Genomic DNA, 25,634 nt, shown 5'->3' with positions numbered 1-25,634 from the left:
ACGGCCATCGCCTTGGTTCTCCTTCGATCGTGGAACATCGAAAAGGATCACGCGATGGCCGTCCTCGTTTCACGACGCCACGCTGACTACCAGCCGAAACTCGTACACCACCTCCGTGGACGCAACCTTCAGGAAGGTCGCAGTTCTGCCGACGCAGGCCCGCGGCTTCCTCAGGCCGAAGCGCCGCGTAATACATACAGGCGAACATGCCATGCAGTCGCCGGCCCCGAGTCCGGCCGATCGCTGGGACGGCCGCGAGCAGCGCGCGAGCCTGTTCCGGATTGACGACGGTACGAGGATCGACGCCAGCGGCGACCTTTGGCGGAGTCCACTTGATCGCGTGCAGCGGGTTGGCAGGCAGTTCTTTCTGCTCCACGGCGAGTTCCAGCAGGGAATGCAGGACTTCTCGCTTACGGCGCACCGTGTTGGCTGCGGCCTCGTTGCCGTCGAAGGTCACCGTGATCGCATTCAGCGCGGTCCGCGCCACCCGGGGCTCCTGGAGATCCACCAGCGGCAGCGAGGCCCGTTCCAGCCAGGCAAGCACCGGTAGGAGACGCGCGGGCAGTTCGGCCCGCCTGTCTTCCGGCAGCAGCAGACGGGTCCGCAGTACGTCGCGCATGTCCTTGTCCACCGGCCGCTCGGGAACGTCGGCGACCAGCACGGAGACCAGCGAGAGCAACGCGTATACATCGGTCTCCCGGGTCCGGGCCGCCGAGGTCCGCCACCGGCCGACGACATAGGACTGTGCGAACTCAAGGAACGTCGGCCCGGCCGGCGGCTCAGGTGCGAGCATCGACACCGGCAATCCGGTGGTGATGTCGAATGCCTCCCCCACCTTCGCCGCCTGCCGCAGGTCCGACAGGAAGTTGTCGGCCAGACCCTTGGTACGGAAGCTCTTCGACTTGGTCTTGCGCGCCACCGTCCAGCGGACGAGGAAGGACAGCCTCTTGCGGTCGGTTCTGCGCTGGATCTCCCAGAGCTTCACGTCATAGCTGGTGTTCACGCCGCCTCCCGAAGCGCGTCGAGCCAGGCGAGAAGGTCACTGCGCCACACGCGAAGTTCGTCGTTCGGGAGCTGGAGGCACACCGGCGCACGGCCCAGCTCACGCCAGCGGTAGAAGGTCCGCCGGGAGACACCGCCGAGTTCTTCGAGCACCTCAGGCAACGTCAGCAATTCGTCTCGGCGCGTCATCGCGCACCGTCCGCGCTAGCGGAGGATCCGCCGGTGAGTGCGACGTTGAGAAGCTGTTCGCCGGTCGGCAGGCCGCGGCCGTCGTAGGTCCAACGAGCGATGATGACCGGCTTGTCCTCGTCGAGGATCGGCAGGCGGCCGGTGGTGATGTCTTCCTGTTGTGCGTGGTGGACTCGTAGTGCTCGAAGGCCGCCGATGGTGAGGGAGTAGCGGCGGCTTCTGGTGGAGAAGTGGCCGCGGTAGCCGAGCATGTGAGCCCAGTGGGTGAGGCGTAGTTCGGCCAGGTGCGGCAGGGTGCCGAGGCGGAAGCATTCGGCGATCAGGCGCCGGGGGTGGTCTCGTAGGCCGAGTGCGTCGAGGTCTTCGAGGGGGTAGATGCGCCGATCGAGGGTGCCGACGCATTCGGCGGCTTTGGTGGCGTACTTGGCGATGTAGGCGGCGATGTTGTGTTCGTGGGTGCCGCCGTGTGTGTGGATCGGCCGGAGGTCGAGTTGCCGGCCCCAGCGTAGGATGCGCACGGGTTCGCCTGGTGTGGTGGAGATGCGTACCGAGACGGCCGGGGCCGCGCTCTGTACTGCCGTTGTGAGGGTGTCGGTGGTGGCCCAGGCCGGAGGCGGGGAGGAAGGGCCGTCCGGCCCGTCGAGGCGGATGACGGCGTGCAGGTGGACGACGCCACGGCGTTGGTACTCGGCGACTTTGGCGAAGGACAGGATCAGGTGGTTGCGGAGGTTACGCAGCGCGAGGCCGCCTGCTGCGGCGAGTCGGCGGCGTAGGCATCGGTGAAGCGTGCCCACAGCAGAGACGCGGCAGCGTTGAACAGGACCGCGCCGGAGTAGTCGTAGCACTCCGGGCACAGCGGTTCACCGAGGACCTGTTCGTCAACGGCGTGCCGAGCGGCGCAGGACGGGACGCGACCATGCGGGCAGGGCATCGGGCACGGAAGCTGTTGGATAAGCTCTAAATAGGAAACTTACGTATAGGCGCATCCCTTGAGCCTTTTCATCCTGAGCTGGCAGGTCACAGGCTCATTGCGAGTGGGCAGTTTGGTCGCGCATAGAAGAAGCTCCTGGTAGATGCAGGTCTGCCAAGATCATGCATGTCCAGGAACTTCGATGCTTTTCTATCGTGCCGCGCTGCCGTTGTCGCGCCACACGCTGAACTTCGTGGCAGGCTCATCCGGCGCCGCCGCATCGGTATCCATTCGGCCTGGCGCAGGCTCAACCCAGGCCGTCAGGCACTGCTCGTGCTGGTACATCTGCGAAAGGCGAGACATTCGCCGAGGTCGCGGCAGGGTTCGGCGTGAGTGTGGCGACCGCCTGGCGCTACGTCCGCGAGACCGTGGCACTGCTCGCCCGCCGTTCACCCACGCTCGATCAGACGTTACGCGCCGCCAGGCGCGCTGGCCACGCCTTCGTCGTGCTGGACGGGACGCTCATCCCGATCGACCGGGTGGCCGCCGACCGGCCGTACTACTCGGCCAAGAACCAGACGCACGGGATGAACATCCAGATCATCTCCTCCCCGGACGGCACGCCGCTGTGGAGTTCCGGTTCGCTGCCCGGCTCGGTCCACGACCTCAGGGCAGCCCACATCTGGGGCATCATCCGCCGGTTGCAGGCCGCCGGGCTGGTGGCCCTGGCGGACAAGTGCTACATCGGCGCAGGTGAAAGCGTCCTGGTGCCGTACAAGGGCCGCGGCAAGCCGCAGTCTCAGAAGAGCGCCAACTCCGCTCACGCCAAGCTCCGCGGACCTGGCGAGCGGGCAGATGCGCAGCTGAAGACCTGGCGGATCCTGCGGAAGCTGCGCTGCAGCCCTCTCCACGCAGGTCAATCGTCAAAGCGATCCTCGCCCTTCAGCTACGCGAAGCAGGATGAAAAACACTCCTTGTTGTCTCAAGCTCCTCTACGGACTCACGAAGCTCAGTTTATTCTCAGCCCACTCCCAGAGATATCGCTGAAGCGAAACAGAAAAGCCCAAATCCGGCAATGATTCTCGATGATCTATATTTTCATCTGACAACCGAGAAATCTCAATGGCTTCGCGCCTCTGCTGATAGAATTTCAGATCAGCAATCAGCCATCTTGGATCCACTTTTTGACCCTCTATCAGCCGCAACTCATATGCGATTATTTGGAGAATTACAGCCCCCTCTTGGGCTTTGTTATCTAGGGGGACTTGCACAGACTCATTATTAAGGAGCGGTCCGCTCATTTCTATACGCACGGAAGAGGATAGGTCCAGCCATGGCGGCTCTCCCATCCGATAAGAAAAACGCGCGATCCCTACGAGAGCAGCATGGACCAAATCCCGTATGTATGGATGCAGGTTTGGCGAATACAATGCCATCAAGAGAGCCCACGCGTGAGCATTGAAGGATCTCCCGAAAACATTAAGGTCTACCCTTTCGAACATCGGGAGAAACTGCCTCTCATGCACGATTAGTAAATCTTCAGTAGAGGGTACCATCCCTAACGCAGGAATCATCGCGACGAGATCGGAGTGTTCTGCCGAGAAACTGGCCACCGTATCGGCATAATTTGCAGCCCAGGAGCCAGCATACTTGCGCCACTCATGCGATGAATCACCGATTGTAGGGTCAGCCCAAATCAGATATAAGCCTAGACGTAGCCCTAGCAGTTGTTCCTCGGGATCCGAGGAATTCGCCATCCGATCGAATGTGTCGTATATAGCATTTCGCACCTGTCCATGCAACACACCTTCCTCGTATGCCAGAAGATCCCCCAGGGGGGCGGACTGATTTGCATCATTAGGCAGCTCAAGTACGTGCCCCACTATTTTGTTTACGGTTTGACGAACGAGGAATGGGGGTGGGTCCATAAACGAGAGACATCTGGCTACGAAACCTAGGATATTGCCTCTGGACTTAGAATTACGACGTATCTTCTCATTCAGTAGTGAGACACATACGCGCTCACCCCCGCGATCTATGGTGTAGTGCTTGATTTGAATTGCTAGCTGCGCTACAACTTCCCACTCGTTACGAGCGAGGTGAGGCGCAAGAACCTTTGCTAGCTTTTCGGGGGCCTCGTGGATACTTGATAGGTGATATGCGGCAAAGTATTCCATGAAGGTGCGGTGGGTGAAGGTATAGAGATCTTCACCGCGCTCAGTCGTCCCCACATCGCTGAATACCCAGCCTCTGCCCCTGCAGAAAGAGACAAACTGGGCAGCTGCTTCCTCTGCCTCAAATGAGTTTTCGTAACTACCACGCTGGCTGAAGTAGGCAGCAGTCTGTGCAATCAATTGCCGCTGAGTGACACCTTGACTACCTTGGCCGCTAGTAAACAACCAGAAGGCAATGTATCGTAGAGCCGGTTCGACGAGATGCCTTGCCTTGATTTCTACATGTATCTTCCGGCGTGCATCCCATTTACGGAACAGTAGATTTGCACATTCGCCGTATATCTCTGGCCTGTTCCGAGGGATTGACCCGCTCCCACGGTACAGTATGCACATGAGTGCTAGCATTAATGGATTTGATCGTAAGTCTTGAACACACTCACTTTCTTGAACGAATGCTGCCGCAGTGCGTCGAGCCTCTTCCTTGGTCAAATCATTTTCTTGGTTGAACCATTTCCGGGAATACTCTTCGATCTGGCTGGATTCGAACCCGTTAACTTTGTAGGAAGTAAATTGTTGGTAATCGAGAGGTGCTTCACTGTAGCCCACTGATCTTGAAGTAACCAAGACTCGCGCTAACGGATATTCCATCGCAAAATTTTCCACGATTTCAGTCATCTCGGCACGGCGTCTAGCGTCGAGTAATTCGTCCAGCCCATCAAATATGATAAGTGCGGAACCAGACAAAAGAAGTCGATCGAGGAGCCCTTTAGGGGGTGAGCACTGATAGTAGGTCCTGAGCCGATTCTCTATGTAGTCCACTACTGATCGCGCGGGTGGGTCTTCCGCAGCGAACATCCTGACCGTCACAAGAAAAGGCAGCGGACCACTTGCGATAGAGGCATGATGGTGCATTAGAACACGACAAGCCGTCGTTTTCCCTCCTCCTGGATCGCCCAAAAGCACTGTACGATCGACTTTCTCCGCTAGCTTCCATGTATCGAAGGCTTCAGGCTCCTGCCCTTCCTCACCGTGAAGCACCTGAATAGCGGGCGGTACGTACAGCTTTGAGATCGAAACTTGGCGACGACGCTGGAAGTCGGGGGGCTCTATTAAGCCGTATCGCTTCACGGCCAAGCGCCGATAACGAGAGATGTATTCCTGATCAGTGAGCGGGTTCGATTCCTGAGTAAGCACCTTTACGTGCCGTTCAATTGCACTCACAACGGCGCCGATTCGAGTTAAGAAAGCGTCGCGTCGGATTGCCTCAAGGACTTGTGGGCTCTGAGTATCGAGACGAACGACGATTCCGCATATATACTCGTCAATCTGCTCGAATAGCTTGTCGGCATGCTCGACAAGTATGACCTGCTGCATAGCTTGCCTTAGCCGCGCCACGTCTAAATCGGTACCGTCTGACATACGAAGCGCGAGGAGTTCATGAATGATCGCCTGAAAGCTATCGCTGCGGATAGCATCCGACAACCTCTCGGTTTCGGCATGCCCGAGAGCATCAAAATTCCTCAGGGCGATTGACGTTAGCTGGTGCGTATCAAACCAGGTAGCGATCGAGATGTCCGTATTGCTGGTTAACTTCTTCTGTGATAAAGCTCGGAAAATCCAGCCGCCTGTCGCTGCGACTACTTCAGCTATTACGCCGCCTACAGCTTGATCCAATATTTCAGACATGCTTCCACCTCATTGATGTACACTATCTGCTAGCCAGCGATGAGTCGACATCGCCGCAAACTACGCGTTTACTGCCAAAGCAGGCGGCCGGAGGCCGCACCTCGTCATCGGCCATTGCTCGTTCAGCACGGAAGAACAGCAGCACTGTTATTTCTCGCTGTGGGGCGAACGACTGGCATTGTACCGCTCACCTGGGCGGTGAGGTCGGAGCCACGATACCTCCGGTAGTTCGAGACGAGAAGGCCGGGACAGGTTCGTGGATACGAAACATACGCGAAATGATCATGATGAATGCACCCGCTATGTCTGCTGTAGTTGCAGATCAACATCGCTAGCGGGCCCTTCTCGTCGCCGCTCTCCTAAAGCGGGTGCCGCAGGTTCGAATCCTGCCGGGGGCACGCATCAAATCTGCGGCACAGGCGCGGAGGTCGAGGCTGCGCCCACCTGCTTGGGTAGTTGGCGTGGACAGCAGCTCGGTCATGGTGGCGATCCCTTCTATGGTGTCGCCTGTGAGGGTGATCCTGATCAGCGCGGTGTTGGTCCGGTGGTCATATCGGATCTCCAGCCGGAAGATCGTGAACAGCTCGCGTTGAAGATCTTCTGGGAGCTGGGCGAGGTGCGTCTGCGACATGGGGATCTTGTCCAACAGGTCTGATTGGTGATCACGCCATGGCGGCTCGGCCTCGACCTCGGCGAGTTCCAGGACCTTGTCTCCAGTTCGGCGAAGCGGGACCGCAGCCTCTGGGAGAAAGCTGCATCAGGCTCTGAGTCCGGGTCGAACTCCTCGATCTGCGCGATCAGCCGGTCTTGTTTCTGGCTCTGGCACTAATTTCGTGATCTCCCGGCGGCTGACTGCCTGTGTTGCCGATCATGCTGTGTGACGATCTTGGGGTTGCTGACGGTCCTGTTCCCTCATCTGGTCTGCCTGCAGATCGACCAGGTGGCCCGGTCGGGGAGATCGGTACGGATCCGGGCAAGGACCAAGACGTCACAAGCCGCTTGCCCGTACTGCGGGGTGATCTCCCAGCGGGTGCACAGCAGTTATGAGCGGCGAGTGTGCGACACCGCGGTCAGCGGCCAGGACACGGTACTTCACCTGCGGGTGCAGCGGTTTCGGTGCGGCAACCACCCCTGCGGCAACCACCACTGCGGCAAGCGGACCTTCGTCGAGCAGGTACCCGGACTGACCGTGCGCTACGGCCGCCACAGTGTGTAACTACGGCGGCTGCTGCAGACGATCGGCCTGGCGCTGGGCGGCCGGGCCGGTGCCCGCCTCACCCGCCACCTGGCCGCAGCAGTGAACCGCATGACGCTGATCAGGCTGATCCGGTTCCTGCCCGACCCTCCACCAGGACATGGTCCCGAGGTGCTCGGAGTTGATGACTTCGCCCTGCGCCGCGGCCACAGCTACGGCACGATCCTGATCGACATCACCACCAGCCGGCCGATCGACATGCTGCCGGAGCGATCATCGGATGCGCTGGCCGCCTGGCTCAGCGGGCGGCCCGGTGTGCAGGTCGTCCGCCGGGACCGGGCCGGCTGCTACGCCGACGGCGCCACCCGCGGTGCACCGCAGGGGATCCAGGTCGCCGACCGGTGGCACATGTGGCGCAACCTCGGCGACGCCGTCGAGCGCACCATCACCTAGCACCGCTCCCATCTACGCGACCTCGCCCCCGTCACCTCATCATCCGACACTCACCTGCCGCCGATTTCGGCTGCCGTGCACTCGACGGCTCCAGCCGAAGACACCGAACGGCGAGCCGGCCGCCTGGCCGATCGAACCCGCCACCGGCATCCCCAGGTCCACCAGCTGATCGCCCAAGGCCACGACCTGCGAGCCATCGCCCGCGAGCTCGGCCTGGCGCGCAACACCGTCCGCCGGTTCGCCCGCACGAGCAATCCCGACGAACTACTGGTGAACAACGGCACCGGCAAACGTCCCCGGGCGGTGGAGGAGTTCGCCGTCCACCTGCGCCGCTGCTGGGAGCAGTGCTGCACCAACGCCGAACAGCTCTACCTGGCGTCCCGGACGAATCCCAGGAAACGGATCGGCAGCGCCTCTGCGGCGCTCTCCAGCCGGGGCGCGGTCGCGGCTTTCGCCGGCTTCCTGCGCCTCCAGCCGGTGCCCGCGGCGGACCAGTTCGGCCACGGCGGCGGTCAGGAGGTCGAACCCCTTCTGACCGGTCAGCCTGCCCACCGCGCCGACCCGGAGCGGCCCGCCGTTCACCGTGTACCGGCCGTTCACCCGGGCCGGGAGGTCCACGCCGTTGCGTACGCGGATCACCCGCTCCTCGGGTACCCCCACCCGTCGCGCAGCAGGACGGTGATCTCGCTGGAGACGGCCACGACGGCGGTCTTCGCGTAGAGCTCAGCCAACCCGCACTCCGGGTACGCCGCAGGCACGTGCAGGATCCCACGGTCGGCGCCACCGCGCAGGCGGCGTCGAGCGCGGCGCGGTTGCTCGCCGGTTACGGCAAATCCGGACCCACAGTTGACTCAGCTCCGCTCAGATCCAGTCGCGTTGGACGGCGCGGGCGCCGGCCTGGAAGCGGCTGCGCGCGTCGAGGCGGGCCATGAGCGTGGACATCGTGCGCCGCACCGTACGCAGCGACACCCCGAGCCGGCGCGCCGCGCCCTCGTCGGTCTGCCCGTCCAGGAGCATGAGCAGCAGCTCGTGCTCGAAGGGCGACAGGCCGTGCTCGTCGACCCGAGCCTCCCCGAAAGGCACGGCGACCGCCCAGACCTGCTCGAACAGCGCGCACAGCGCCGTGACGATCCCGCCGGCGCTGACTTCCATCGCGCCAAGACGGGGATCGCCCGGGTCCAGCGGGACCATGGCCACGGAGCGGTCGACAATGAGCAGCGACATCGGCAACGTCGGGCTGGAGCGGGTCTGGCCGCCGAGTCCGGCCAGCCACTGGGCGTACCGGAGGGTGTCGGCGTCGTTGCGGAAGCTGTCCTGGTAGATGGTGCGGATGTGCACCCCGCGTTCGAGCGCCTGCCGGTCGAGCGGCTCGCTGGCCTCCATCGCCTCCTGCGTCTGAGCCCCGCCGGGCATGAAGGACATGCACTCGACCTGGGCCGCGTAGGCGAGTTCCTCCAGCCGGGAGCGGACCTGCTCCAGCCCTTCCAGGCGCTCGAACGACCCACGCTCGCGGTCGTGGATCGCGTCGTACTCCATGGCGATGGCCGCGATGGCCGCCCGGGTGTCGGCGATCTGCTGCTGCCTGCGCTGCAGTTCCGCCTCGGTCTGCGCCAGTAGGGACGCCAGGCCGACCTCCGGCCTCACCGGCCGGAACAACGTCGGGTGATTTCGGGAGGGGCGGAGCAGGGCCATGTCGGCCAGCAGGTCGCATGCTTCCCGTACTCGCTCCGCCGGCACTGAGAGATGCCGGGCGATGTCCCCTATGCCCCATTCGGGATGCTGGAGCAGCGCCCGGTAGACATCTGCGGTAGAGGGATCCAGCGCAAGTGGATCGAGCATCCCTTGTCCCCCACGCCCCGGGCTTCACCTGTTGCCACCGATTTTACGGGTGGCGGTCAGGAACACTTCAAGACATAACCGGAAATGTCGGCCACCTTGGCACCTTCATGCCACGTGCAGAGGTGGCCGCCCAGCCCGTAGTGACACGGCCGACTCGGTGGGCGAGGCTGCGAATCAGAAAGAGGAACTCATTCCGCGCGGTTAAATCGGTGTTACGGGAAAATAAAAGGGGCGTCTGAATGCTCGCGAAACTCGCCGCGTCCGCTTCGATCCTCGTCGTTCTGTTCGCCGCCCACGGACTCGTCGCCGGCGCCGCCGGCGCCTCGGCCGCCGCGCCCTCCGCCGACAGCGCCAACGTCAATCAGGGATTCTCCTGGGGCTGACGTTCGTGCAGGTCATAAGAGTGGACCTGTGTAGAGGCGAGGTCAGTGAACGCTGGTCCCTGTCGTCCGCCGCGTTCACCGATCTCGTCTGGGCCCACACCAGGCAGGACCAGGGGCTGGAGCACATCAGGGTGCGAACGGCCCCCGACCGGATCGACATCGTGCTTTTCATCTGCTCCCCACAGGACGAGTCCGCCGAAGAAATAGCCTGGCATATTTGCGGGCGGGTCGTCCGGCTCGTTCCCGCGCTTCGGGGCTGGCTCGCCGGGGCACCTTACCAGGGGGTGCAGTAGATATGAGTAAGGCTCATGATTGACCGCAGGGGATGCCATGCGTAGTCCCGAAGCCGTAAAACCCGACGAAGACTCTGTAGTGAATCCCGCTCTGGGGACCGTCATCGGCCGTGACACCGAGCTCGACGCGCTCCGCAGGGCCTTGCGAAACCCCGCCCTACGGCTGCTGACGATAACCGGACCGCCCGGAGTCGGTAAGAGCCGCCTGCTGACCGCCCTCTACCCCGAACTGGTCGCCGAGTTCGGGGAAGGCGTACGGTTCCTCGATTTCGCCGCCCGCATTGGACATGGCGTCCAATCAACCGCCGATTCCGCCTGCTTGTGCGTGGGCCGGCTGACCGAACTACGGCCGGCGGAGCGCGACCCCGCGACACTGAACCTGTTTCAATCTGGCGGCGAGCCGATGTGCGGCCAGGAGCGGGAGCAACCGGTTGGAAAAGGTGCACTGGTTCTCATCGACCACGCCGAGCCCGTGCTGGAGGAGATCGCGCGGGTGGTCACGAAGTCGCTGGCCGCGCGTCCGGGCCTACGGGTGGTGCTCGCCTGTCGTGAGCCGTTGCGGGTGTACGGGGAGCGCCTGTTCCCCGTGCAGCCACTTGCGGTGCCCGGTTCGCGGCCCCCGGCCGAACTGGCGGAGCTCGGGCGGATCGCCTCGGTGCGGCTGCTCCTGGATCGCGTTACGGCCACCAGGCCGGACGTCGTGCTCACCGGCGACAACCGCGAGGTCATCACCGAGCTTTCCAACGGCCTCGACGGGCTGCCCCTCGCCATAGAGTTCGCCGCCGCGCGCCTGCGGCTCTTCCAGCTGCGGGCGCTGCTGAACCGGCTGCGAACCGGCCTGGACATCCTGTACGGCGGCGCGCCGCACACGCTGTCGTACCACCGCAGCATGAAGGCGGCCATCGCGTGGAGCCATGGACGTCTCACCGAGCACGAGCGCGACCTCCTGCGCCGCCTGGCGGTCTTGACCGCCGGATTCGACATGGCCGCCGCCGAGGCCGTGAGCGGCCTCGGCGGCGGCGCCCTGCACGACGCGTTGCAGAGGCTCGCCGAGCGGAACCTGATCACCGTGGCCGGCGGGCCGGACGGCGAGCCCTGCTTCTCGCTGCTCAACACCATCAGGCTGTACGTCCTTCAGGAACCGGCCGGGACGGGCGAGCCGGAGGCGCCCGCCCCGCCCGGCCCCGTACCCGTCCCGGTCCCGGTCGCCGGAAGTCCCGGCGAGCCGGAGGCGGGGCTGACCCGCCGGGAACACCAGGTGGCCGTGCTGGTCGCCCAGGGGCTCACCAACCGTCAGATCGCCCGGCGGCTGGGGATCGCCGAGTGGACCGCCGTGAACCATGTCCGCAACGTGATGCGCAAGATGCGGTGCTCGTCCCGCGTCCACGTGGCGAACATGATCACCCAGGGCAGCGTACGGGAGATGCGGGAGGTCAGTGGAGGGTGACACCGAGCAGTGATCTTCGTCCTGTGTGCGCCGGAGCCCACGAGGACCGGTTGAAAAGGTTCAGTGGACGGTGACCGCCGGCCGCGGAGCATCGTCGTCGTCGAGGTCCACCTCGACGCCCATCTCCTCGGCCAGGCGCAGGGCCTCCTCGATCAGCGTCTCGACGATCTGCGATTCGGGGACGGTCTTGACGACCTCGCCCCTGACGAAGATCTGCCCCTTGCCGTTGCCGGACGCGACGCCCAGGTCGGCCTCGCGCGCCTCGCCGGGGCCGTTGACCACGCACCCCATCACCGCGACCCGGAGCGGCACCTTCAGCCCGTCCAGCCCGGCCTGCACCTGCTCGGCGAGCGTGTACACGTCCACCTGGGCCCGCCCGCAGGACGGGCAGGACACGATCTCCAAGCCGCGCTCCCGCAGGCCGAGCGACTCCAAGATGGCGACGCCGACCTTGACCTCCTCCACGGGCGGCGCCGACAGCGACACCCGGATGGTGTCCCCGATGCCCTCGGCCAGCAGCGCGCCGAAGGCCACCGCCGACTTGACCGTGCCCTGGAACGCCGGGCCGGCCTCGGTGACGCCCAGGTGCAGCGGATAGTCGCACCGCCCCGCCAGCAACCGGTAGGCCTGCACCATGACCACGGGGTCGTGGTGCTTGACCGAGATCTTGATATCGCGGAACCCGTGCTCCTCGAACAGCGAGCACTCCCACAGCGCCGACTCCACCAGCGCCTCGGGGGTCGCCTTGCCGTACTTGGCGAGCAGCCGCGGGTCCAGCGAGCCGGCGTTGACGCCGATGCGGATGGGCACCCCGTGGTCGGAGGCCGCACGCGCGATCTCGCCCACCTTGTCGTCGAACTTCTTGATGTTTCCGGGGTTCACCCGGACGGCCGCGCACCCCGCCTCGATCGCCGCGAACACGTACTTCGGCTGGAAGTGGATGTCGGCGATCACCGGGATGCGGGACTTGCGGGCGATGACCGGCAGCGCGTCCGCGTCGTCCTGCGAGGGTACCGCCACCCGCACGATCTGGCACCCGGACGCGGTGAGCTGCGCGATCTGCTGCAACGTGGCGTTGACGTCGGCGGTGAGCGTCGTGGTCATCGACTGCACCGAGACCGGGGCCTCGCCGCCCACCGGCACCGTCCCCACCATGATCTGACGCGAGCCTCGCCGCGGCGCGATGGGAGTCGTCCGGACGGCCGGCATGCCCAGCATCGTCGCACTCACGAAAGTCCCTCCCTCATCGTCGCGGCCGCCAGGACCCCTATCGGCTCCAGCTCGGGATGGTTCCGGGTGCCGGGACGGGTCATGGTCCCGGCCACGTTCCGTACGATTTGCTGCGGGGTCAGGCCGCACTCCTCCAGGACCTCCGCCCGCAGGCCCTGGTCGAGGAAGCGCTGCGGCAGGCCGATGCAGTGGATCGGGACGGTGACGCCGGCGTCGCGCAGGGCCAGTGTGAGCGCGCTGCCGAAGCCGCCGGACCGGCCGCAGTCCTCGACCGTGACCACGAGGGTGTGGCGGGCGGCGAGCCCGGTGAGCGCGGGGTTGACCGGCTTGATCCAGCGGGGGTCGGCCACCGTCGTCGCGATCCCGTGCTCGGAGAGCAGCCGGGCCGCGCGTACGCAGGTGTCCGCCATCGCGCCGACCGAGACGAACAGCACGTCCGGGTCGGCGTCGCGGTGCAGGATGTCCACGCCGTTGACCGTGTCGACGGCCGGCAGGTCGGGTCCCACCGCGCCCTTGGGGTAGCGGATCGCGGTCGGGCCGTCGTCGATCGCGACCGCCTCACGGAGCGCCGCCCGCAGCGTCCGGCCGTCGCGCGGCGCGGCCATCGCCAGGCCCGGCACGACGTTCAGGATCGACAGGTCCCACATGCCGTTGTGCGAGGGCCCGTCGTCGCCGGTGACCCCGGCCCGGTCGAGGACGAACGTGACCGGGCAGCGGTGCAGCGCGACGTCCATGAGCACCTGGTCCAGGGCCCGGGTGAGGAAGGTGGAGTAGACGCAGACCACCGGGTGCAGACCGCCGAGGGCCAGACCGGCGGCCGAGGTCACCGCGTGCTGCTCGGCGATCCCGACGTCGAACAGCCGCTCGGGGAAGCGTCGCTGGAACGGGTGGAGCCCGGCGGGCTCCACCATCGCGGCGGAGACGGCCACCACGTCCGGCCGCTCGGCCCCGATGCGCACGATCTCGTCGGCGAACACGTCCGTCCACGACCTGCGGCGCTGTGCGGCCTGCCGGCCGGTGGCGGGATCGGTGACCGGGACCGCGTGGTGCCGGTCCAGCTCGTGGCGTTCGGCGTGGTCGTAGCCGCGGCCCTTGGTGGTGAGGCAGTGCACCACCACCGGCCCGCCGTTCTCCCGGGCCGTGCGCAGCGCCGACTCCACCGCTGCGATGTCGTGCCCGTCGACGGGGCCGAGGTAGCGGATGCCGAGCTCCTCGAAGAGGCTGCAACGAGCCCGCGCGCCGCGCAGGGCGGACAGGTGGTCGGCCAGCCCGCCGATCGTGGGCGCGTACGACCGCCCGTTGTCGTTGAGCACGATGACCACCGGCAGCCGGGACGCGGCGATGTTGTTCAGCGCCTCCCAGGCCATGCCGCCGGTCAGCGCCCCGTCGCCGACCACGGCCACCACCGGCCGCGGCTGCCTGCCGGACACGCGGGCGGCCTTGGCGATCCCGTCGGCGTAGGAGAGCGCGGTCGAGGCGTGCGAGTTCTCGATCACGTCGTGCTCGGACTCCGCCCGGGACGGGTACCCGGACAGGCCGCCGCGCCGGCGCAGCCGGTCGAAGCCCGCGGCACGGCCGGTGAGCAGCTTGTGCACGTACGCCTGGTGGCCGGTGTCCCACATGATCGGCTCCGCGGGCGAGTCGAACACCCGGTGGAGCGCGATCGACAGCTCGACCGCGCCCAGGTTCGGCCCCAGGTGGCCGCCACTGCGGCACACCCGGTCCACCAGGAAGTCGCGGATCTCGCCGGCGAGGGTGGGCAGGTCCTCGGGCGGCATGGCCCGCACGTCCAGCGGGCTGCGGATGCGTTCGATCATCATGCGTGTGCGCCTTCCTCGATGTTCGCTTCCTCGGTGTTCGCTTGCCCGGGGTTGGCTTCCTCGGTATTCGCTTCCTCGGTGTGCCAGGCGGGACGGAACGTGAAGGTGATGTTCTCCGTGGCGGCGTGTTCGATCTCCAGCCCGTCGTAGCCGTGCTCGACGAGCCGGTCGACCAGACGGTCGACGAGGAACTCGGGGGTGCTCGCGCCGGCGCTGACGCCGACCGAGGTGACGCCGGTGAGCCACGCCGGGTCGAGGTCCTCGACGTTCGGAAGGAGGTGCGCGTCGGCCCCCGCGCCGCGCGCGACCTCGACCATGCGGACGGAGTTGCTGGAGTTGGCCGAGCCGAGGACCAGCACCAGCTCGGCGTGGGCCGCGATCTTCTTGATCGCGTTCTGCCTGTTCTGACTGGCGTAGCAGATGTCCTCGCTCGCCGGCCCGGCCAGCGCGGGGAAGCGGTCGCGGAGCGTGCCGACGATGTCGGCGGTCTCGTCCAGCGACAGCGTGGTCTGCGTGAGGTAGACGGGGGAGGCGTCCGGCGGAAGTTCCAGTTCCTCGGCGTCCTGGACCGACTCGACGACGATCGTGCTGGCCGGCGCCTCGCCGTAGGTGCCTTCCACCTCCTCGTGGTCGGAGTGCCCGATCAGCAGGATCGTCCGGCCGTCCCGGGCGTAGCGCCGGGCCTCCTGGTGGACCTTGGACACCAGCGGGCAGGTGGCGTCCAGCACGTGCAGTTCCCGCGCGGCCGCGTTGCCGCGCACGGCGGGCGAGACGCCGTGCGCGGAGAAAACGCACACAGCCCCCTCGGGAACCTCCTCCTCCGTTGAGGTGAACACCGCGCCCCGCTTTTCCAGCGCGCGGATGACGTGATGGTTGTGGACAATTTCCTTGCGCACGTAGACAGGCGGCCCGTAATGGTCCAGTGCCTGTTCAACCATCGAGATCGCCCGCCGCACTCCGGCGCAGAAACCGCGCGGCTCGGCGAGGATCACCTTCTTTTCGGCCATGGCTCTCCAGCCACTCGGTGGTCGTTCTTTTCTATCGGCAGGCCGGGCGGATCAGGCGTGACCGATGATTGCCATTTCCGGCTCCCAGGCGACCACGACGGCCTCGGGGGCCTGCGCGGCGGTGTCGCTCGTCCACGGCACCTCGTCCTCGGGCACGGCCAGGCGCAGCTGCGGCGCCCTGCGCAGCAGGACCTCCAGGGCGATCGCCATCTCCATCCGGGCCAGGGGGGCGCCGAAGCAGAAGGCCGGGCCGGCGCCGAAGGTCAGGTGCTGGTTGGACGTGGGCCGCCGCACGTCGAAGGTCTCCCCGTCGGGGAAGTGCTCCTCGTCCCGGTTGCCGGAGTGCCGGGCCACGATCACGGTCGACCCCTTGGGGATCACCACACCGCCCACCTCGAGGTCCTCGGTGGCGTAGCGGGTGATGCCGACGCCGGCGCCGGGCGGGGAGTACCGCAGCAGCTCCTCGACGGCCGAGTCCATCAGCGAGGGGTCCTCGGCCAGCGCGGCGAGCTGGTCGGGGTACCGGAACAGCGTGAGCAGGCCCTTGCCGAGCTGCGCGGCGGTCGTCTTGTAGCCCGCGACCAGCAGCGTCATCATCGTGATGAACAGCTCGTCGTCGTCGAGCCTGCCGTCGTCCTCGTCCCGCACCTGGATGAGCCGGCTCAGCAGGTCGTCGGCCGGCTCGCGGCGCCTGGTGTCGGTGAGCGCCTTGGAGTACTCGATCAGCGTCACCGCGGCCTGGGCGCGTTCGTCCGAGGTGAGCTCGCTGGACAGCATGTCGTGCACCCAGCCGCGGAAGCGCACCTGGTCCTCCACCGGCACCCCGATCATCTCGCAGAGCACCGTGATCGGCAGCGGGAAGGCCAGGCCCTCCATGATGTCCGCGGGCGGGCCGGTCGCGATGAGCCGGTCCACCAGTTCCTCCACGATCTGCCGGACGCGGGGACGCAGCCGCTCCACCTGGCGCGGGGTGAACGCCTTGGCCACCAGACCCCGCCAGCGGGTGTGGACGGGCGGGTCGGCGAACGGGTTGCCGTAGTTGCCGAAGCCGATCGCGGTGTTCATCCGGGCCGCGTCCGGCCGGTTGAGGTCACGGCTGAACCGGGTGTCGGACAGGACGGCCTTGACGTCCCTGTAGCGCGTGACCAGCCAGGCCCGGTCGCCGCTGGGCAGCGTCACCGGGCACACCGGGTCGTGGTCGCGCAGCCAGGCGAACTCCTCGGGCATCGCCATGGGGTCGGCCTTCAAAAAAGGATACGGGCAGGTCTCACCGGCCATGGGCTCCTCCTTCGTTTTTGCCTCGCATATCCCCGTGCTCCGGGAATTTAGCGCTTGACAGCGCTCATGAAAAGCAGGGTATTTTGACCCGGAATCCACACGAAGGGAGGCCTGTCATGGACGCCTTACATGGCGCGGAAATAGCAGCTGAATCGCATTTCTCATATGACAGTGATCAGCCATCCGGAATAGCGGTTCTCCATCCCACCGGGGATGTCAATGACAGTTCCTTGCCAGATGACTACGCCGCCCTCCTCAACGAGGAGTTCGAGCGGCGCTGGCTGAGCGGGGATCGGATCCTGGACGCCGTGTGCCGCCACGCGCTCGCGCCCGGCGGCAAGCTGATGCGCCCGGTCCTGCTGCTGGACTCCGCCGTCGCCGTCGGAGGACGGGTCGCCAGCGTGCTGCCCGCCGCGGTCGGCACCGAGTGCGGCCACGTGGCCAGCCTCGTCCACGACGACATCATCGACGGGGACGAGACCCGCCGCGGCCGCCCCGCCGTCCACAGCGCCTACGGCATGGACCAGGCGATCGTGGCCGGCGACGCGCTCATCTTCTTCCTCTTCCAGTGCCTGGCCGACTGCCGGCACACCGGAGTCCCCGAGGACGCCATCGTCACCGCGCTGGACGTGGTCGCGCGGGCCGGGTACGACCTGTGCCGGGGGCAGAGCCTGGAGTCGGAGCTGCGGGGCGACGTCTCCTGCAGCGTGGACACCTACCTGACGATGATCCGGCTCAAGACCGCCGCCCTGTTCCGGGCCTCCTGCGAGAGCGGGGCGATCCTCGGGCAGGGCCCGATGGAGTGGATCGGCGCGCTCGCCCGGTACGGCGACCACCTGGGCACGGCCTTCCAGATCCACGACGACCTGCTGGCCTACACCAGCGACGCCGAGACCACCGGCAAGGCCGCGGCCAGCGACGTGCGCAACCGCCGCCTGACCCTTCCGGTCATCCTCGCCTACCAGAGCGCGGACGCCGCCGACCGCGTCCGCATCGAGGACATCATGGCCGGCGCGGTCGCCGTCGAGGACGCCTACACGACGATGGGCGAGATCATCGAGCGTACTCAGGCGGTTCCCGCATCCCGGGCGATGGCCTGGCGGAACGCCGAGGCGGCCCTCGACGACCTCGCCGTGCTGCCGCCGAGCCCGAGCCGCACCCGGCTGGCCCGCCTCGCCACCCTCGCCGTCGACCGGGACCGGTAATGCTGAGGGCGCACCTGGAGACCTGGCGGCCGTACACGCTCTGCTACCCAGGGCTGGTCGGTCTCGCGGGAGCCGTGCTGGCGGGCGACCCCGGCCCGGCACGGCTGGCCGCCGCCTGGGCGGTGCCCACGCTGGGCTGGCTGGCCGGGCTCTACGGCGGCGACTACTTCGACCGGAAGCTCGACGCGGCCGCCAAGCCGCACCGGCCCATTCCGTCCGGCCGCATGCGCGCCGGCACCGCGCTGACCTGCATGATCGTCTGCGTGGTGCTCGGCGCGGTCCTGGCGCTGGTGCTCAACTGGCGGACCTCCCTGCTGGCCGCGGCCGCCCTGGCCATGGGCATCGCCTACAGCAAGGTCTTCAAGGCGCGCGGACTGTCGGGGAACCTGGTGCGCGGGGCGATCACACCGCTGGCCTTCCTGGTCGGCGCCATGTTCGCCGCGCCCCTGCCGCATCCGGCGCTGCTGGCGGCGGCGGTCGTGTTCTGCCTGCAGGACGCGGCCTCCAACCTCGTCGGCACGCTGCGCGACATCGACGGGGACCGTGAGGGCGGCTACCACACCCTCCCGGTACGGCGCGGGCCGCGGGTTGCCCTCGCCGTCGTGACCGTCCTCGCCGGGTCCTGGGCGCTCCTGGCCGTGGCGGCGCCCGCCGTCCTGCCCCGGACTCCCGGCACGGCGGCGTTCTGGCCGCTGCTCGCCGTGGCCTGTGCGCTGGCGGCGGGCGCGATCACCCTGCTGTACCGGGGCATCGACCCGGGGCGTGCGCTGCGCGCGCACGGCGTGCTGGTGCTGGAGCGCACGATCCTGGCCGGGGCGTTCGTCGCACTGGGCACCGGCCCGGCACTCGCGCTGCCGGTCACCTTCGTGTCCCTCGCGGTCACCTGGGCCGCCCAGCACGCCATGCGCGAGCGGTACGAATTCGGTTCCGGCGACCCCCGCGGTGACCACTCGCCTTCGCCGGGTTCCCGTCACGACGTGCTGAGCTACGTGGACGCGCGGCTGGTCGCGCTGGAGGGGCGGCGGCTCACCGCGCTGGACGGCTGGGAGCGGCGGATCGACGTCGAGGTCACCGACCTCGGCCTGCGGATGACCCTGCTCGCCGAGCACGGCGCCATCCGCCGCGTCCCATGCGACGGGGACGGCGCGGGCGCCATGCCCGCACCCGTGGTCACCGGCTCCATGCCCACGGTCACCATCTCCACGACGGCGGGGACGTTCCGCGACATTTTCCTCCTCGGCCGGACGAACCCGCGCCGGGCCTACCTCACCGGGGCGATCAAGATGAACGCCTCCGCCCGCGACATGCTCCACATCAACCAGCTGTTCAACGAGTTCCGGCGGACGGACGCCGGCGCCGTCACGCCGGTGGAGGTGCGCGAGCCCGAGCCGTTCTCCGAGCCGGGCCCTGACGCACTGCCGCCCACGGTGGTCATCAGCGACACCACGCTGCGAGACGGCGAGCAGATGCCGGGTGTGGCGTTCGCGCCGGAGGAGAAGGTCGAGCTGGCCCGTCGGCTGGCCGCCCTGGGCGTGCCGCTCATCGAGGCCGGATACCCGGCCGTCTCGGCCGAGGAGGCGCACGCCGTCCGGGCGATCGTGGACGCCGGGCTCGACGCGGCCGTCCAGGTGATCGCCCGGCCGCTCCCGGCCGACATCGAGGCGGCGGTCGAGTCCGGCGCGCACAGCATCGCGCTGTTCACCGGCACCTCCGAGGCGCACGTACGGGCCAAGCTCCGCACCACCCCCGAGCGGCTCGTGGCCGGGATCCGGGACGCGGTGACCCTGGCCAAGCAGTCCGGCCGCAACGTGGTCTTCGCCGCCGAGGACGCCACCCGCACCGACCCGGCCTTCCTCGTGCAGGTCTACCTCGCGGCGGCCGAGGCCGGGGCGGACGCGATCGGCCTGGCCGACACGGCCGGCGTGGCCACACCCTGGCGGATGGCCGCCCTGGTACGGCACGTCGCCGCGGCCTGCCCGCTGCCGATCGCCGTCCACTGCCACAACGACCTCGGCCTGGCCACCGCCAACTCCGTCGCCGGGCTGCTCGCCGGCGCCTCGGGGGTGCAGTGCTCGGTGCTCGGCGTCGGGGAGCGGGCAGGCAACGCCCCGCTGGAGGAGGTGGTGATGACCCTGGAGGTCGCGTTCGGGCACCGGACCGGCCTGGACCTCACCGCGCTCACCCCGCTCGCCCACCACGTGGCGACGCTCACCGGACACCTCGTGCCGGCCGGCAAGCCGGTGGTGGGCGGGCACGCGTTCGTCCACGAGAGCGGCCTGCACGTGGACGGGATCGTGCGCGACCCCGGCACCTACGAGCCGTACCCGCCGGAGCTGCTGGGACGCGAGCGCAGCTACGTCTTCGGCAAGCACTCCGGGCGCAGCGCGCTGCGCCAGGTGCTGGACTCCCACGCGGTCGGGCTGGAGGAGGGGCAGCTGGCGGCCCTGCTCGCGACCGTCAAGGAAAGGCGGGAAAGGCGTACCGCCGCGCCGCTGGACGAGCACGCGGTGATCGAGATGGCAAGGACACTCCTGACGACGGAGGGACAATCATGATCACCGTCCGCGGACTGGCGAAGCGCTACCGGCGCCGCCGGGTCCTGGAAGACGTCAGCTTCACCGTGCCCCGGGGCATGCTCGTCGGCATCCAGGGAGAGAACGGCGCGGGCAAGTCCACCCTGCTGAAGTGCCTGGTCGGGCTGCTCAAGCCGGACGCCGGCCAGATCACGCTGGACGGCCGCGTCGGCTACTGCCCGCAGGACCCCTCCCTTATCGAGAGCCTGACGCTGAAGGAGCAGTTCCAGCTGTTCGGCGCGGGGTACGGGCTGACGCCCGGCCGCGTCGCCGACCGGTCCCGCGAGCTGATGAACGAGTTCGGGTGCGCGAAGTACGAGACGACGCGGGTGGACCGGCTGTCCGGCGGGACCCGGCAGAAGGTCAACCTGATCGCGGCCCTCCTGCACCAGCCCGACCTGCTGGTCCTGGACGAGCCCTACCAGGGCTTCGACTACGAGACCTACCAGCACTTCTGGGCGTACACCGAGCGGTTCCGCACCGAGGGCGGGTCGGTGATCGTGGTCAGCCACATGCACACCGAGCTCGCCCGCTTCGACGCCATGCTCGACCTCGCCGCCGGTCTGGTCACCGCCAGTGGCCGCCGCGCCGGGGACGTCCTGATCTGACCGGGAGGAACGATGACCGTGCGGTTCGAACCCGCTGCTTCCGACACGGTGCGCGACACGGTGCGCGACACGGTGCGCGACACGCGCCCGTACCGGGCCACCAGGACCGCCACCCGCATGTCGGTGCTGGAACTGCTCCGCCGCTGGCCCTCCATGCTGTTCATGATCTTCATGCCCGCGTCCTACTTCCTGGTCAGCTACCTGACCAGCGACGCGGTCACCGTCGTGCCCGCCAAGGTGTACGACGGGGACGCGCAGACGGTCGCCCAGGTGCTGGACCGGGACTTCAAGGCGCTCTACCTGGCGGTGCTGGGCATCAGCGTGACCGCCTCGTTCGCCGCCATGACGGTCGTGCGGCCGGGCATGACCGCGCTGCGCAGGCTCCGGCTGGTCGGCTACCGGGCGCACCACCTGCTCAGCGCCCGCCTGTACGTCCTGCTCATCATCACGGCCGTGTCGACGGCCGTCTTCATGGTGATCTTCGTGCCGCTCGTCACCCTCAGGTCCGTGGCGCTCGCCGGGGCCGCCCTGCTGCTCGTCGGCCTGGTCGGCGTCGCGCTCGGCACGCTCGTCGGGCTGCTGGTCCCGCGCGAGTTCGAGGCGTCCATGCTGCTCGTCGCGGCGGCCGGGGTGCAGATGGCCCTCGGCCGGGCCGGCGCCGACGCCGAGCGCTTCCTGCCGTACTGGCCCGGCATCGAGGCGCTGAAGTCGGCCGCGTTCGTCCCCGGCGCCGACGTCACCCGGTTCCTCGGCCTCGGCGCGCTCTACGCCCTGGTCCTGTTCGGCCTGTCCCACATCGTCTGGAACCGCCGCACGCGCCTGTGGCGGCGGTAGCAAGGGAAGAGGCGCCATGCAAACCACGCAAACCGGTATGAGCTGGCTCAAGGACTATATGCAGACCGCCAAGTCGGGCGAGCTGGCCGCTCCGCCCTCCGCCTGGTGGATCGTGACCCGGGCCTGCAACCTGAAGTGCTACTACTGCTTCGCGGACGCCCGCAAGCGCGACCCTGACGAGCTGGACACCAACCAGGCCAAGGCCGTGCTCGACGACTTCGCCGACAGCGGCGTGATGTTCGTGACCTTCCTCGGCGGAGAGCCGCTGACCAGGAATGACATCTACCAGCTCGTCGACTACTCCACCGACCTCGGCATCTACACCGCCCTGCTCACCAACGGGCTCAACGTCCGGCCTGAGAAGGTCGACCGGCTGGTCGACGGCGGCCTGGAGATGATCGGCGTCTCCATCGACAGCAAGGACGAGGCCGTCCACGACGCCGTCCGCGGCGTCAAGGGCTCGCTGGCCGGCGCCCGGGGCACGATCAGGCACGCCATCAAGCGCGGCCTGCGCACCAGCATCCGCATCGTCGTCAGCGAGGACAGCTACCCCGCGATCCCCGACCTGTTCCGCTGGGCCATCGACGAGGGCGTCGAGGAACTGATCCTGCTGCCGATCTTCATGGTCGGCCGCGCCGCGGGCGGCGCCGAGGACCGGCGGGCCGACCTCATCGGCAAACAGCTCTTCATGAGCACACTGGAGCGCCTGCGCGACATCGGCGCGCCGCTCGGCATCAGCGTCCCCACCCAGACCCGGCTCGCCTGCCCCCAGGGCATCGAACTGCGCGCACCCGACGACGACCTGCACCACGCCGGGCACGCGGTGGGCTTCGAGCAGAGCGCCGGCTGCAAGGTCGGCCGGTTCATGGTCAGCGTGCAGCCCAACGGCGACGTGTTCTCCTGCCCCTTCGTCCACGCGAAGATCGGCAGCCTGCGCGAGCAGAGCATCACCGACATCTGGCAGGCCCCGCTCCTGCGCAAGGCGCGCGGCGAGGACATGGGCTGCCTGGCACGCTCGATCATCCACACCGGCCAGGCCGACGTGACCGACCCCACCTATGTGCGGCCCGCCGCCGAGATGCTCGCCGAGCTGCCCGACCTCCCGGCCGCGGCGGCGGCCCAACCCCTACCCGCCGCCGACCAGCCCTTCTTCCCCGTGGACGGGCTCTCCCTGGCGTCCTACAAGGCCCGCGCGGTCACCACGACACCGGCGAGGAGCTGACGATGCGAGACACCATGACCGTGCAAGAGGCCGTGGCCGAGCTGCGCGAGATGCTCGCTGCGAGCGGCAGCAACACCACGATCGCCGACCGGCTGGCCCGCGGGTCGCTCAGCGTGCTGTACGAGTTCCTGGGCCCGGACGGCGCGGTCGAGCCGTACGTCATGCGGGTGCGGCGCGACCTGCGCGAGGTCGCGGCCGGCGCGGTCCCGTACGACCAGGCGGACATCGTGATCAGGACCGAGCCGCTCACCCTGCACCGCCTCACCAGCGGCGAGCTGGGCGGGCGCGAGGCCATCGTCAGCGGCCGCCTGGACATCCGCAAGGCGCCCTCCATGCCGAAGCTGCTGTTCATGCGCTCGCTGTTCAACAGCTACAAGAAGACCCGCCTGCGCGCCGGCCCGCCGACGGAGTGCGCGGTCGAGGCGAGCACCGAGGCCGCGCAGGCCACCCAGCAGGGGACGTCCGGCTCGACGTGCGCGGTGGAGCCGGTCATGGAGAACGGCGCGGCGGCATCGTCCCCAGCCCTCGGCGGTGCGGCGCCGGAGTCCTCCCGCGCGGTGGAGACGAGCCAGGCGCGTGTCGCGGAGCCCGCGCCGTGACGACGACCCTGTCGGTCGACGCGGGCATCGCCAAGGCCGCCGAGGGCCTGTTCGCGCGGCAGCGTCCGGACGGGTCGTGGGAGGGGTTCCTCTCCTCCTCGGCCGTCTCCACCGGGTCGGTGATCATCGCCCTGCGAGTGGCCGACCCGGACACCTCCCGCGAACTCGTGGCGGCCGGCGCTTCCTGGCTGCGCCGGCATCAGCTCGACGACGGCGGCTGGGGCGACACCCCCGAGGCGCCCGCGAGCCTCAACGCCACCGCCATCGCCGTCGCCGCCCTCCGCCTCACCGACGCGGCGGCGAGCGAGGAGGCGGTGGCCGCCGGGCTGGCCCGGATCGAAGGGTTCGGCGGGTGGGACGCGGTCGCCGACCGGCGTCGGTGCACGCTCAAGGCCGTCTGCGAGCAGTACCTGGCACTGGCCGGCTTGTACCCGGCCGAGCGGGTGGGCCGCATGCCGTTCGAGCTGGCCCTGGCCTCGTCCTGGCTGCGGAAGAAACTGTCCTTCACCGTGCCCGGCCTGATGTCCTGGGGCGTCATGCAGTCGCGCACCCAGCGCTTCGGGCCGCTGCGCCGTGCCGTCAACCGGCTCGCCGAGCCTCGCGCGCTGGACTACCTGGAGGACCTGCACGACCAAGAGGGCCCGGACGGCGCCGTCGAGGAGTCCGCGCTGATGGCGTCGGTCGTCTGCCTGGGCCTCGCCCGGGCGGGCGCCGCCCCCGGCATCGTCGCCGACTACCTGCGCTACCTGCGCCGCACCGTCCGGCCCGACGGAGCCTGGCCCGTCGACCGCGACATCGAGTTCTCGGTCAGCATGTACCTCACCCACGGACTGGTCGACGCCGGCTTCGGCGACGACCCACGGCTTCGGCGCACCGGCGAGTGGATCAGGGCGAGCCAGCGCAGCCGCCCGTTCGCACCCACCGGTTGCCCGGCGGGCGGCTGGGGCTGGTCCCTGCCCTCGGGCTGGCCGGACACCGACGACACCTCCTGCGCGGTGGCGTCGCTGGCCGCGCTGGGCGCGGGTGTGGACGACTCCAGCCTGCGGCGCGGTACGGCCTGGCTGCTCACCATGCAGAACAGCGACGGCTCCTGGGGGTGCTTCGCCAGGAACGCCAAGGTCAGCATGGACGCGCCGTGCTCGGTCATGACCTCCCACGCCGTCCTCGCGCTGCACGCCGCCGCAAGCCCACCGCCGGCCCACGGCCTCGGTGACGACTTCGCGGCGCCGCTGGCGCGCGCCGTTCGCTGGTTCGACAAGGCGCAGCGGGCCGACGGGTCGTACCCCTGCATCTGGTTCCGCGACAGCACCGCCGGCACCGCCCGCGTCCTGGACGCGCTCGGCCGGCTGGGCCTCGGCGGCACGCCCACCGCCACCCGCGCCCTGACCTGGCTGCTCGGCCACCAGCGGAGCGACGGCGGCTGGGGCGACGGCGGATCGCAGCCGTCCTCGGCCGAGGAGACCGCGTGGGCCGTCCTCGGCCTGGTCAGCGCCGGGCACGCCGACCACCCCGCCACCGGCGCGGGCGTGGGGTGGCTCCTCGACCACCAGCGAGCCGACGGCCTGTGGGACGCCACCCGCCTCGGGGTGTACTTCCTCGGGCTCACCTACTGGTGCGACCACATCGCCGACGGCTACGCGCTGCAGGCACTGGGCCGCTACCGGGCGGCCACGAAGGAGTGAGCGAC

The 25,634-nt window shown here is 68.1% G+C and carries 21 protein-coding genes and 2 pseudogenes; 13 read left to right on the top strand and 10 right to left on the bottom strand.

Annotation, left to right across the window (positions count from 1 at the left end):
• From ABGB17_RS31030 to ABGB17_RS31020, 3 genes and pseudogenes are all read right to left on the bottom strand, one after another.
• Positions 1–1,003, bottom strand: a 1,003-nt coding sequence (locus ABGB17_RS31030) for a site-specific integrase (RefSeq protein ID WP_347636089.1), incomplete at its 3' end; no start/stop codon positions are given.
• Positions 1,000–1,191, bottom strand: a complete 192-nt coding sequence (locus tag ABGB17_RS31025; protein WP_184986501.1) for a helix-turn-helix domain-containing protein — start codon at positions 1,189–1,191, stop codon at positions 1,000–1,002. The genes ABGB17_RS31025 and ABGB17_RS31030, both read right to left, overlap by 4 nt.
• Positions 1,188–2,122 (bottom strand): annotated as a pseudogene (locus ABGB17_RS31020) (replication initiator). Before ABGB17_RS31020 ends, ABGB17_RS31025 begins: the two are co-directional and overlap by 4 nt.
• Positions 2,123–2,303: 181 nt before the next feature.
• Here ABGB17_RS31020 and ABGB17_RS31015 point away from each other — a divergent pair.
• Positions 2,304–3,030 (top strand): annotated as a pseudogene (locus ABGB17_RS31015) (transposase family protein); the annotation flags it as partial.
• A 63-nt stretch (positions 3,031–3,093) separates the two neighbouring features.
• On the opposite strand, the gene ABGB17_RS31010 reads toward ABGB17_RS31015, so the two are convergent.
• Positions 3,094–5,961 (bottom strand): NACHT domain-containing protein, encoded by a 2,868-nt coding sequence (locus ABGB17_RS31010; protein ID WP_347636082.1) that lies wholly within the window; start codon positions 5,959–5,961, stop codon positions 3,094–3,096.
• Positions 5,962–6,292: 331 nt separating this feature from the next.
• Positions 6,293–6,592, bottom strand: coding sequence for a hypothetical protein (locus ABGB17_RS31005; RefSeq protein ID WP_347636079.1), 300 nt, complete (start codon positions 6,590–6,592; stop codon positions 6,293–6,295).
• A 246-nt stretch (positions 6,593–6,838) separates the two neighbouring features.
• Here ABGB17_RS31005 and ABGB17_RS31000 point away from each other — a divergent pair, with 246 nt between their 5' ends.
• The 3 genes from ABGB17_RS31000 (at position 6,839) to ABGB17_RS30990 (ending at position 8,329) form a co-directional block, all read left to right on the top strand.
• The gene (locus tag ABGB17_RS31000) at positions 6,839–7,177 is read left to right on the top strand and encodes a transposase family protein (RefSeq protein WP_347636075.1); all 339 of its coding nucleotides are present in this window, start codon (positions 6,839–6,841) and stop codon (positions 7,175–7,177) included.
• A gap of 90 nt (positions 7,178–7,267) precedes the next feature.
• The gene (locus ABGB17_RS30995) at positions 7,268–7,609 is read left to right on the top strand and encodes a transposase (RefSeq protein ID WP_347636071.1); all 342 of its coding nucleotides are present in this window, start codon (positions 7,268–7,270) and stop codon (positions 7,607–7,609) included.
• 75 nt (positions 7,610–7,684) lie between these two features.
• Entirely contained in the window at positions 7,685–8,329 is a 645-nt protein-coding gene (locus ABGB17_RS30990) for a helix-turn-helix domain-containing protein (protein WP_347636067.1), read from the top strand.
• A 141-nt stretch (positions 8,330–8,470) separates the two neighbouring features.
• Here the strand turns inward: ABGB17_RS30990 and ABGB17_RS30985 are convergent, their stop codons facing one another.
• On the bottom strand, positions 8,471–9,448 hold the full coding sequence (locus tag ABGB17_RS30985; RefSeq protein WP_347636063.1) for a LuxR C-terminal-related transcriptional regulator: 978 nt from the start codon (positions 9,446–9,448) through the stop codon (positions 8,471–8,473).
• A gap of 239 nt (positions 9,449–9,687) precedes the next feature.
• On the opposite strand from ABGB17_RS30985, the gene ABGB17_RS30980 reads away from it, so the two are divergent.
• Both ABGB17_RS30980 and ABGB17_RS30975 read left to right on the top strand, forming a co-directional pair.
• Entirely contained in the window at positions 9,688–9,831 is a 144-nt protein-coding gene (locus ABGB17_RS30980) for a hypothetical protein (RefSeq protein ID WP_347636059.1), read from the top strand.
• Positions 9,832–10,203: 372 nt separating this feature from the next.
• Complete coding sequence (locus ABGB17_RS30975; RefSeq protein WP_347636055.1) at positions 10,204–11,571, top strand: LuxR C-terminal-related transcriptional regulator; 1,368 nt, start codon at positions 10,204–10,206, stop codon at positions 11,569–11,571.
• A 60-nt stretch (positions 11,572–11,631) separates the two neighbouring features.
• Here the strand turns inward: ABGB17_RS30975 and ispG are convergent, their stop codons facing one another.
• Genes ispG through ABGB17_RS30955 form a run of 4 tightly spaced genes read right to left on the bottom strand, consistent with a single transcriptional unit; the run spans position 11,632 to position 16,906 of the window.
• Positions 11,632–12,789, bottom strand: a complete 1,158-nt coding sequence (gene ispG, locus ABGB17_RS30970) for a flavodoxin-dependent (E)-4-hydroxy-3-methylbut-2-enyl-diphosphate synthase (RefSeq protein ID WP_347636115.1) — start codon at positions 12,787–12,789, stop codon at positions 11,632–11,634.
• Positions 12,790–12,797: 8 nt separating this feature from the next.
• Positions 12,798–14,618, bottom strand: a complete 1,821-nt coding sequence (locus ABGB17_RS30965; RefSeq protein WP_347636111.1) for a 1-deoxy-D-xylulose-5-phosphate synthase — start codon at positions 14,616–14,618, stop codon at positions 12,798–12,800.
• The gene (gene ispH / locus ABGB17_RS30960; RefSeq protein WP_347636051.1) at positions 14,618–15,628 is read right to left on the bottom strand and encodes a 4-hydroxy-3-methylbut-2-enyl diphosphate reductase; all 1,011 of its coding nucleotides are present in this window, start codon (positions 15,626–15,628) and stop codon (positions 14,618–14,620) included. The genes ABGB17_RS30965 and ispH overlap by 1 nt, the downstream gene beginning before the upstream one ends.
• Positions 15,629–15,679: 51 nt before the next feature.
• Positions 15,680–16,906 (bottom strand): cytochrome P450, encoded by a 1,227-nt coding sequence (locus tag ABGB17_RS30955; protein WP_347636047.1) that lies wholly within the window; start codon positions 16,904–16,906, stop codon positions 15,680–15,682.
• Between the two features lie 230 nt (positions 16,907–17,136).
• On the opposite strand from ABGB17_RS30955, the gene ABGB17_RS30950 reads away from it, so the two are divergent.
• Genes ABGB17_RS30950 through ABGB17_RS30920 form a run of 7 tightly spaced genes read left to right on the top strand, consistent with a single transcriptional unit; the run spans position 17,137 to position 25,629 of the window.
• Complete coding sequence (locus ABGB17_RS30950) at positions 17,137–18,111, top strand: polyprenyl synthetase family protein (protein ID WP_347636045.1); 975 nt, start codon at positions 17,137–17,139, stop codon at positions 18,109–18,111.
• On the top strand, positions 18,111–20,666 hold the full coding sequence (locus ABGB17_RS30945; protein WP_347636042.1) for a UbiA family prenyltransferase: 2,556 nt from the start codon (positions 18,111–18,113) through the stop codon (positions 20,664–20,666). Before ABGB17_RS30950 ends, ABGB17_RS30945 begins: the two co-directional genes overlap by 1 nt.
• Complete coding sequence (locus ABGB17_RS30940) at positions 20,663–21,292, top strand: ABC transporter ATP-binding protein (RefSeq protein ID WP_347636038.1); 630 nt, start codon at positions 20,663–20,665, stop codon at positions 21,290–21,292. The genes ABGB17_RS30945 and ABGB17_RS30940 overlap by 4 nt, the downstream gene beginning before the upstream one ends.
• A gap of 12 nt (positions 21,293–21,304) precedes the next feature.
• Positions 21,305–22,126 carry a hypothetical protein gene (locus tag ABGB17_RS30935; protein ID WP_347636035.1) on the top strand — a complete coding sequence of 274 codons (822 nt, stop codon included), beginning with the start codon at positions 21,305–21,307 and terminating at the stop codon, positions 22,124–22,126.
• 37 nt (positions 22,127–22,163) lie between these two features.
• Positions 22,164–23,348, top strand: a complete 1,185-nt coding sequence (locus ABGB17_RS30930) for a radical SAM protein (RefSeq protein ID WP_347636032.1) — start codon at positions 22,164–22,166, stop codon at positions 23,346–23,348.
• A gap of 2 nt (positions 23,349–23,350) precedes the next feature.
• Positions 23,351–23,947 (top strand): hypothetical protein, encoded by a 597-nt coding sequence (locus tag ABGB17_RS30925; RefSeq protein WP_347636030.1) that lies wholly within the window; start codon positions 23,351–23,353, stop codon positions 23,945–23,947.
• Positions 23,944–25,629, top strand: coding sequence for a prenyltransferase/squalene oxidase repeat-containing protein (locus ABGB17_RS30920; RefSeq protein ID WP_347636029.1), 1,686 nt, complete (start codon positions 23,944–23,946; stop codon positions 25,627–25,629). The genes ABGB17_RS30925 and ABGB17_RS30920 overlap by 4 nt, the downstream gene beginning before the upstream one ends.
• Positions 25,630–25,634 lie beyond the last annotated feature (5 nt).

The organism is Sphaerisporangium sp. B11E5, assembly GCF_039871875.1.
In the GTDB taxonomy this organism is placed as follows: domain Bacteria; phylum Actinomycetota; class Actinomycetes; order Streptosporangiales; family Streptosporangiaceae; genus Sphaerisporangium.
The sequence above is the reverse complement of the archived record's forward strand: the minus strand, read 5'-3'. Positions and strand labels throughout refer to the sequence as shown.

Bases quoted from the DNA above. Each gene is read 5' to 3' on its own strand.
- ABGB17_RS31025 (WP_184986501.1), bottom strand. From the start codon at position 1,191: ATGACGCGCCGAGACGAATTGCTGACGTTGCCTGAGGTGCTCGAAGAA.
- ABGB17_RS31010 (WP_347636082.1), bottom strand. From the start codon at position 5,961: ATGTCTGAAATATTGGATCAAGCTGTAGGCGGCGTAATAGCTGAAGTA.
- ABGB17_RS31005 (WP_347636079.1), bottom strand. From the start codon at position 6,592: ATGTCGCAGACGCACCTCGCCCAGCTCCCAGAAGATCTTCAACGCGAG.
- ABGB17_RS30995 (WP_347636071.1), top strand. From the start codon at position 7,268: ATGACGCTGATCAGGCTGATCCGGTTCCTGCCCGACCCTCCACCAGGA.
- ABGB17_RS30985 (WP_347636063.1), bottom strand. From the start codon at position 9,448: ATGCTCGATCCACTTGCGCTGGATCCCTCTACCGCAGATGTCTACCGG.
- ABGB17_RS30980 (WP_347636059.1), top strand. From the start codon at position 9,688: ATGCTCGCGAAACTCGCCGCGTCCGCTTCGATCCTCGTCGTTCTGTTC.
- ispG (WP_347636115.1), bottom strand. From the start codon at position 12,789: ATGCTGGGCATGCCGGCCGTCCGGACGACTCCCATCGCGCCGCGGCGA.
- ABGB17_RS30965 (WP_347636111.1), bottom strand. From the start codon at position 14,618: ATGATCGAACGCATCCGCAGCCCGCTGGACGTGCGGGCCATGCCGCCC.
- ispH (WP_347636051.1), bottom strand. From the start codon at position 15,628: ATGGCCGAAAAGAAGGTGATCCTCGCCGAGCCGCGCGGTTTCTGCGCC.
- ABGB17_RS30955 (WP_347636047.1), bottom strand. From the start codon at position 16,906: ATGGCCGGTGAGACCTGCCCGTATCCTTTTTTGAAGGCCGACCCCATG.
- ABGB17_RS30945 (WP_347636042.1), top strand. From the start codon at position 18,111: ATGCTGAGGGCGCACCTGGAGACCTGGCGGCCGTACACGCTCTGCTAC.
- ABGB17_RS30940 (WP_347636038.1), top strand. From the start codon at position 20,663: ATGATCACCGTCCGCGGACTGGCGAAGCGCTACCGGCGCCGCCGGGTC.
- ABGB17_RS30935 (WP_347636035.1), top strand. From the start codon at position 21,305: ATGACCGTGCGGTTCGAACCCGCTGCTTCCGACACGGTGCGCGACACG.
- ABGB17_RS30930 (WP_347636032.1), top strand. From the start codon at position 22,164: ATGAGCTGGCTCAAGGACTATATGCAGACCGCCAAGTCGGGCGAGCTG.
- ABGB17_RS30925 (WP_347636030.1), top strand. From the start codon at position 23,351: ATGCGAGACACCATGACCGTGCAAGAGGCCGTGGCCGAGCTGCGCGAG.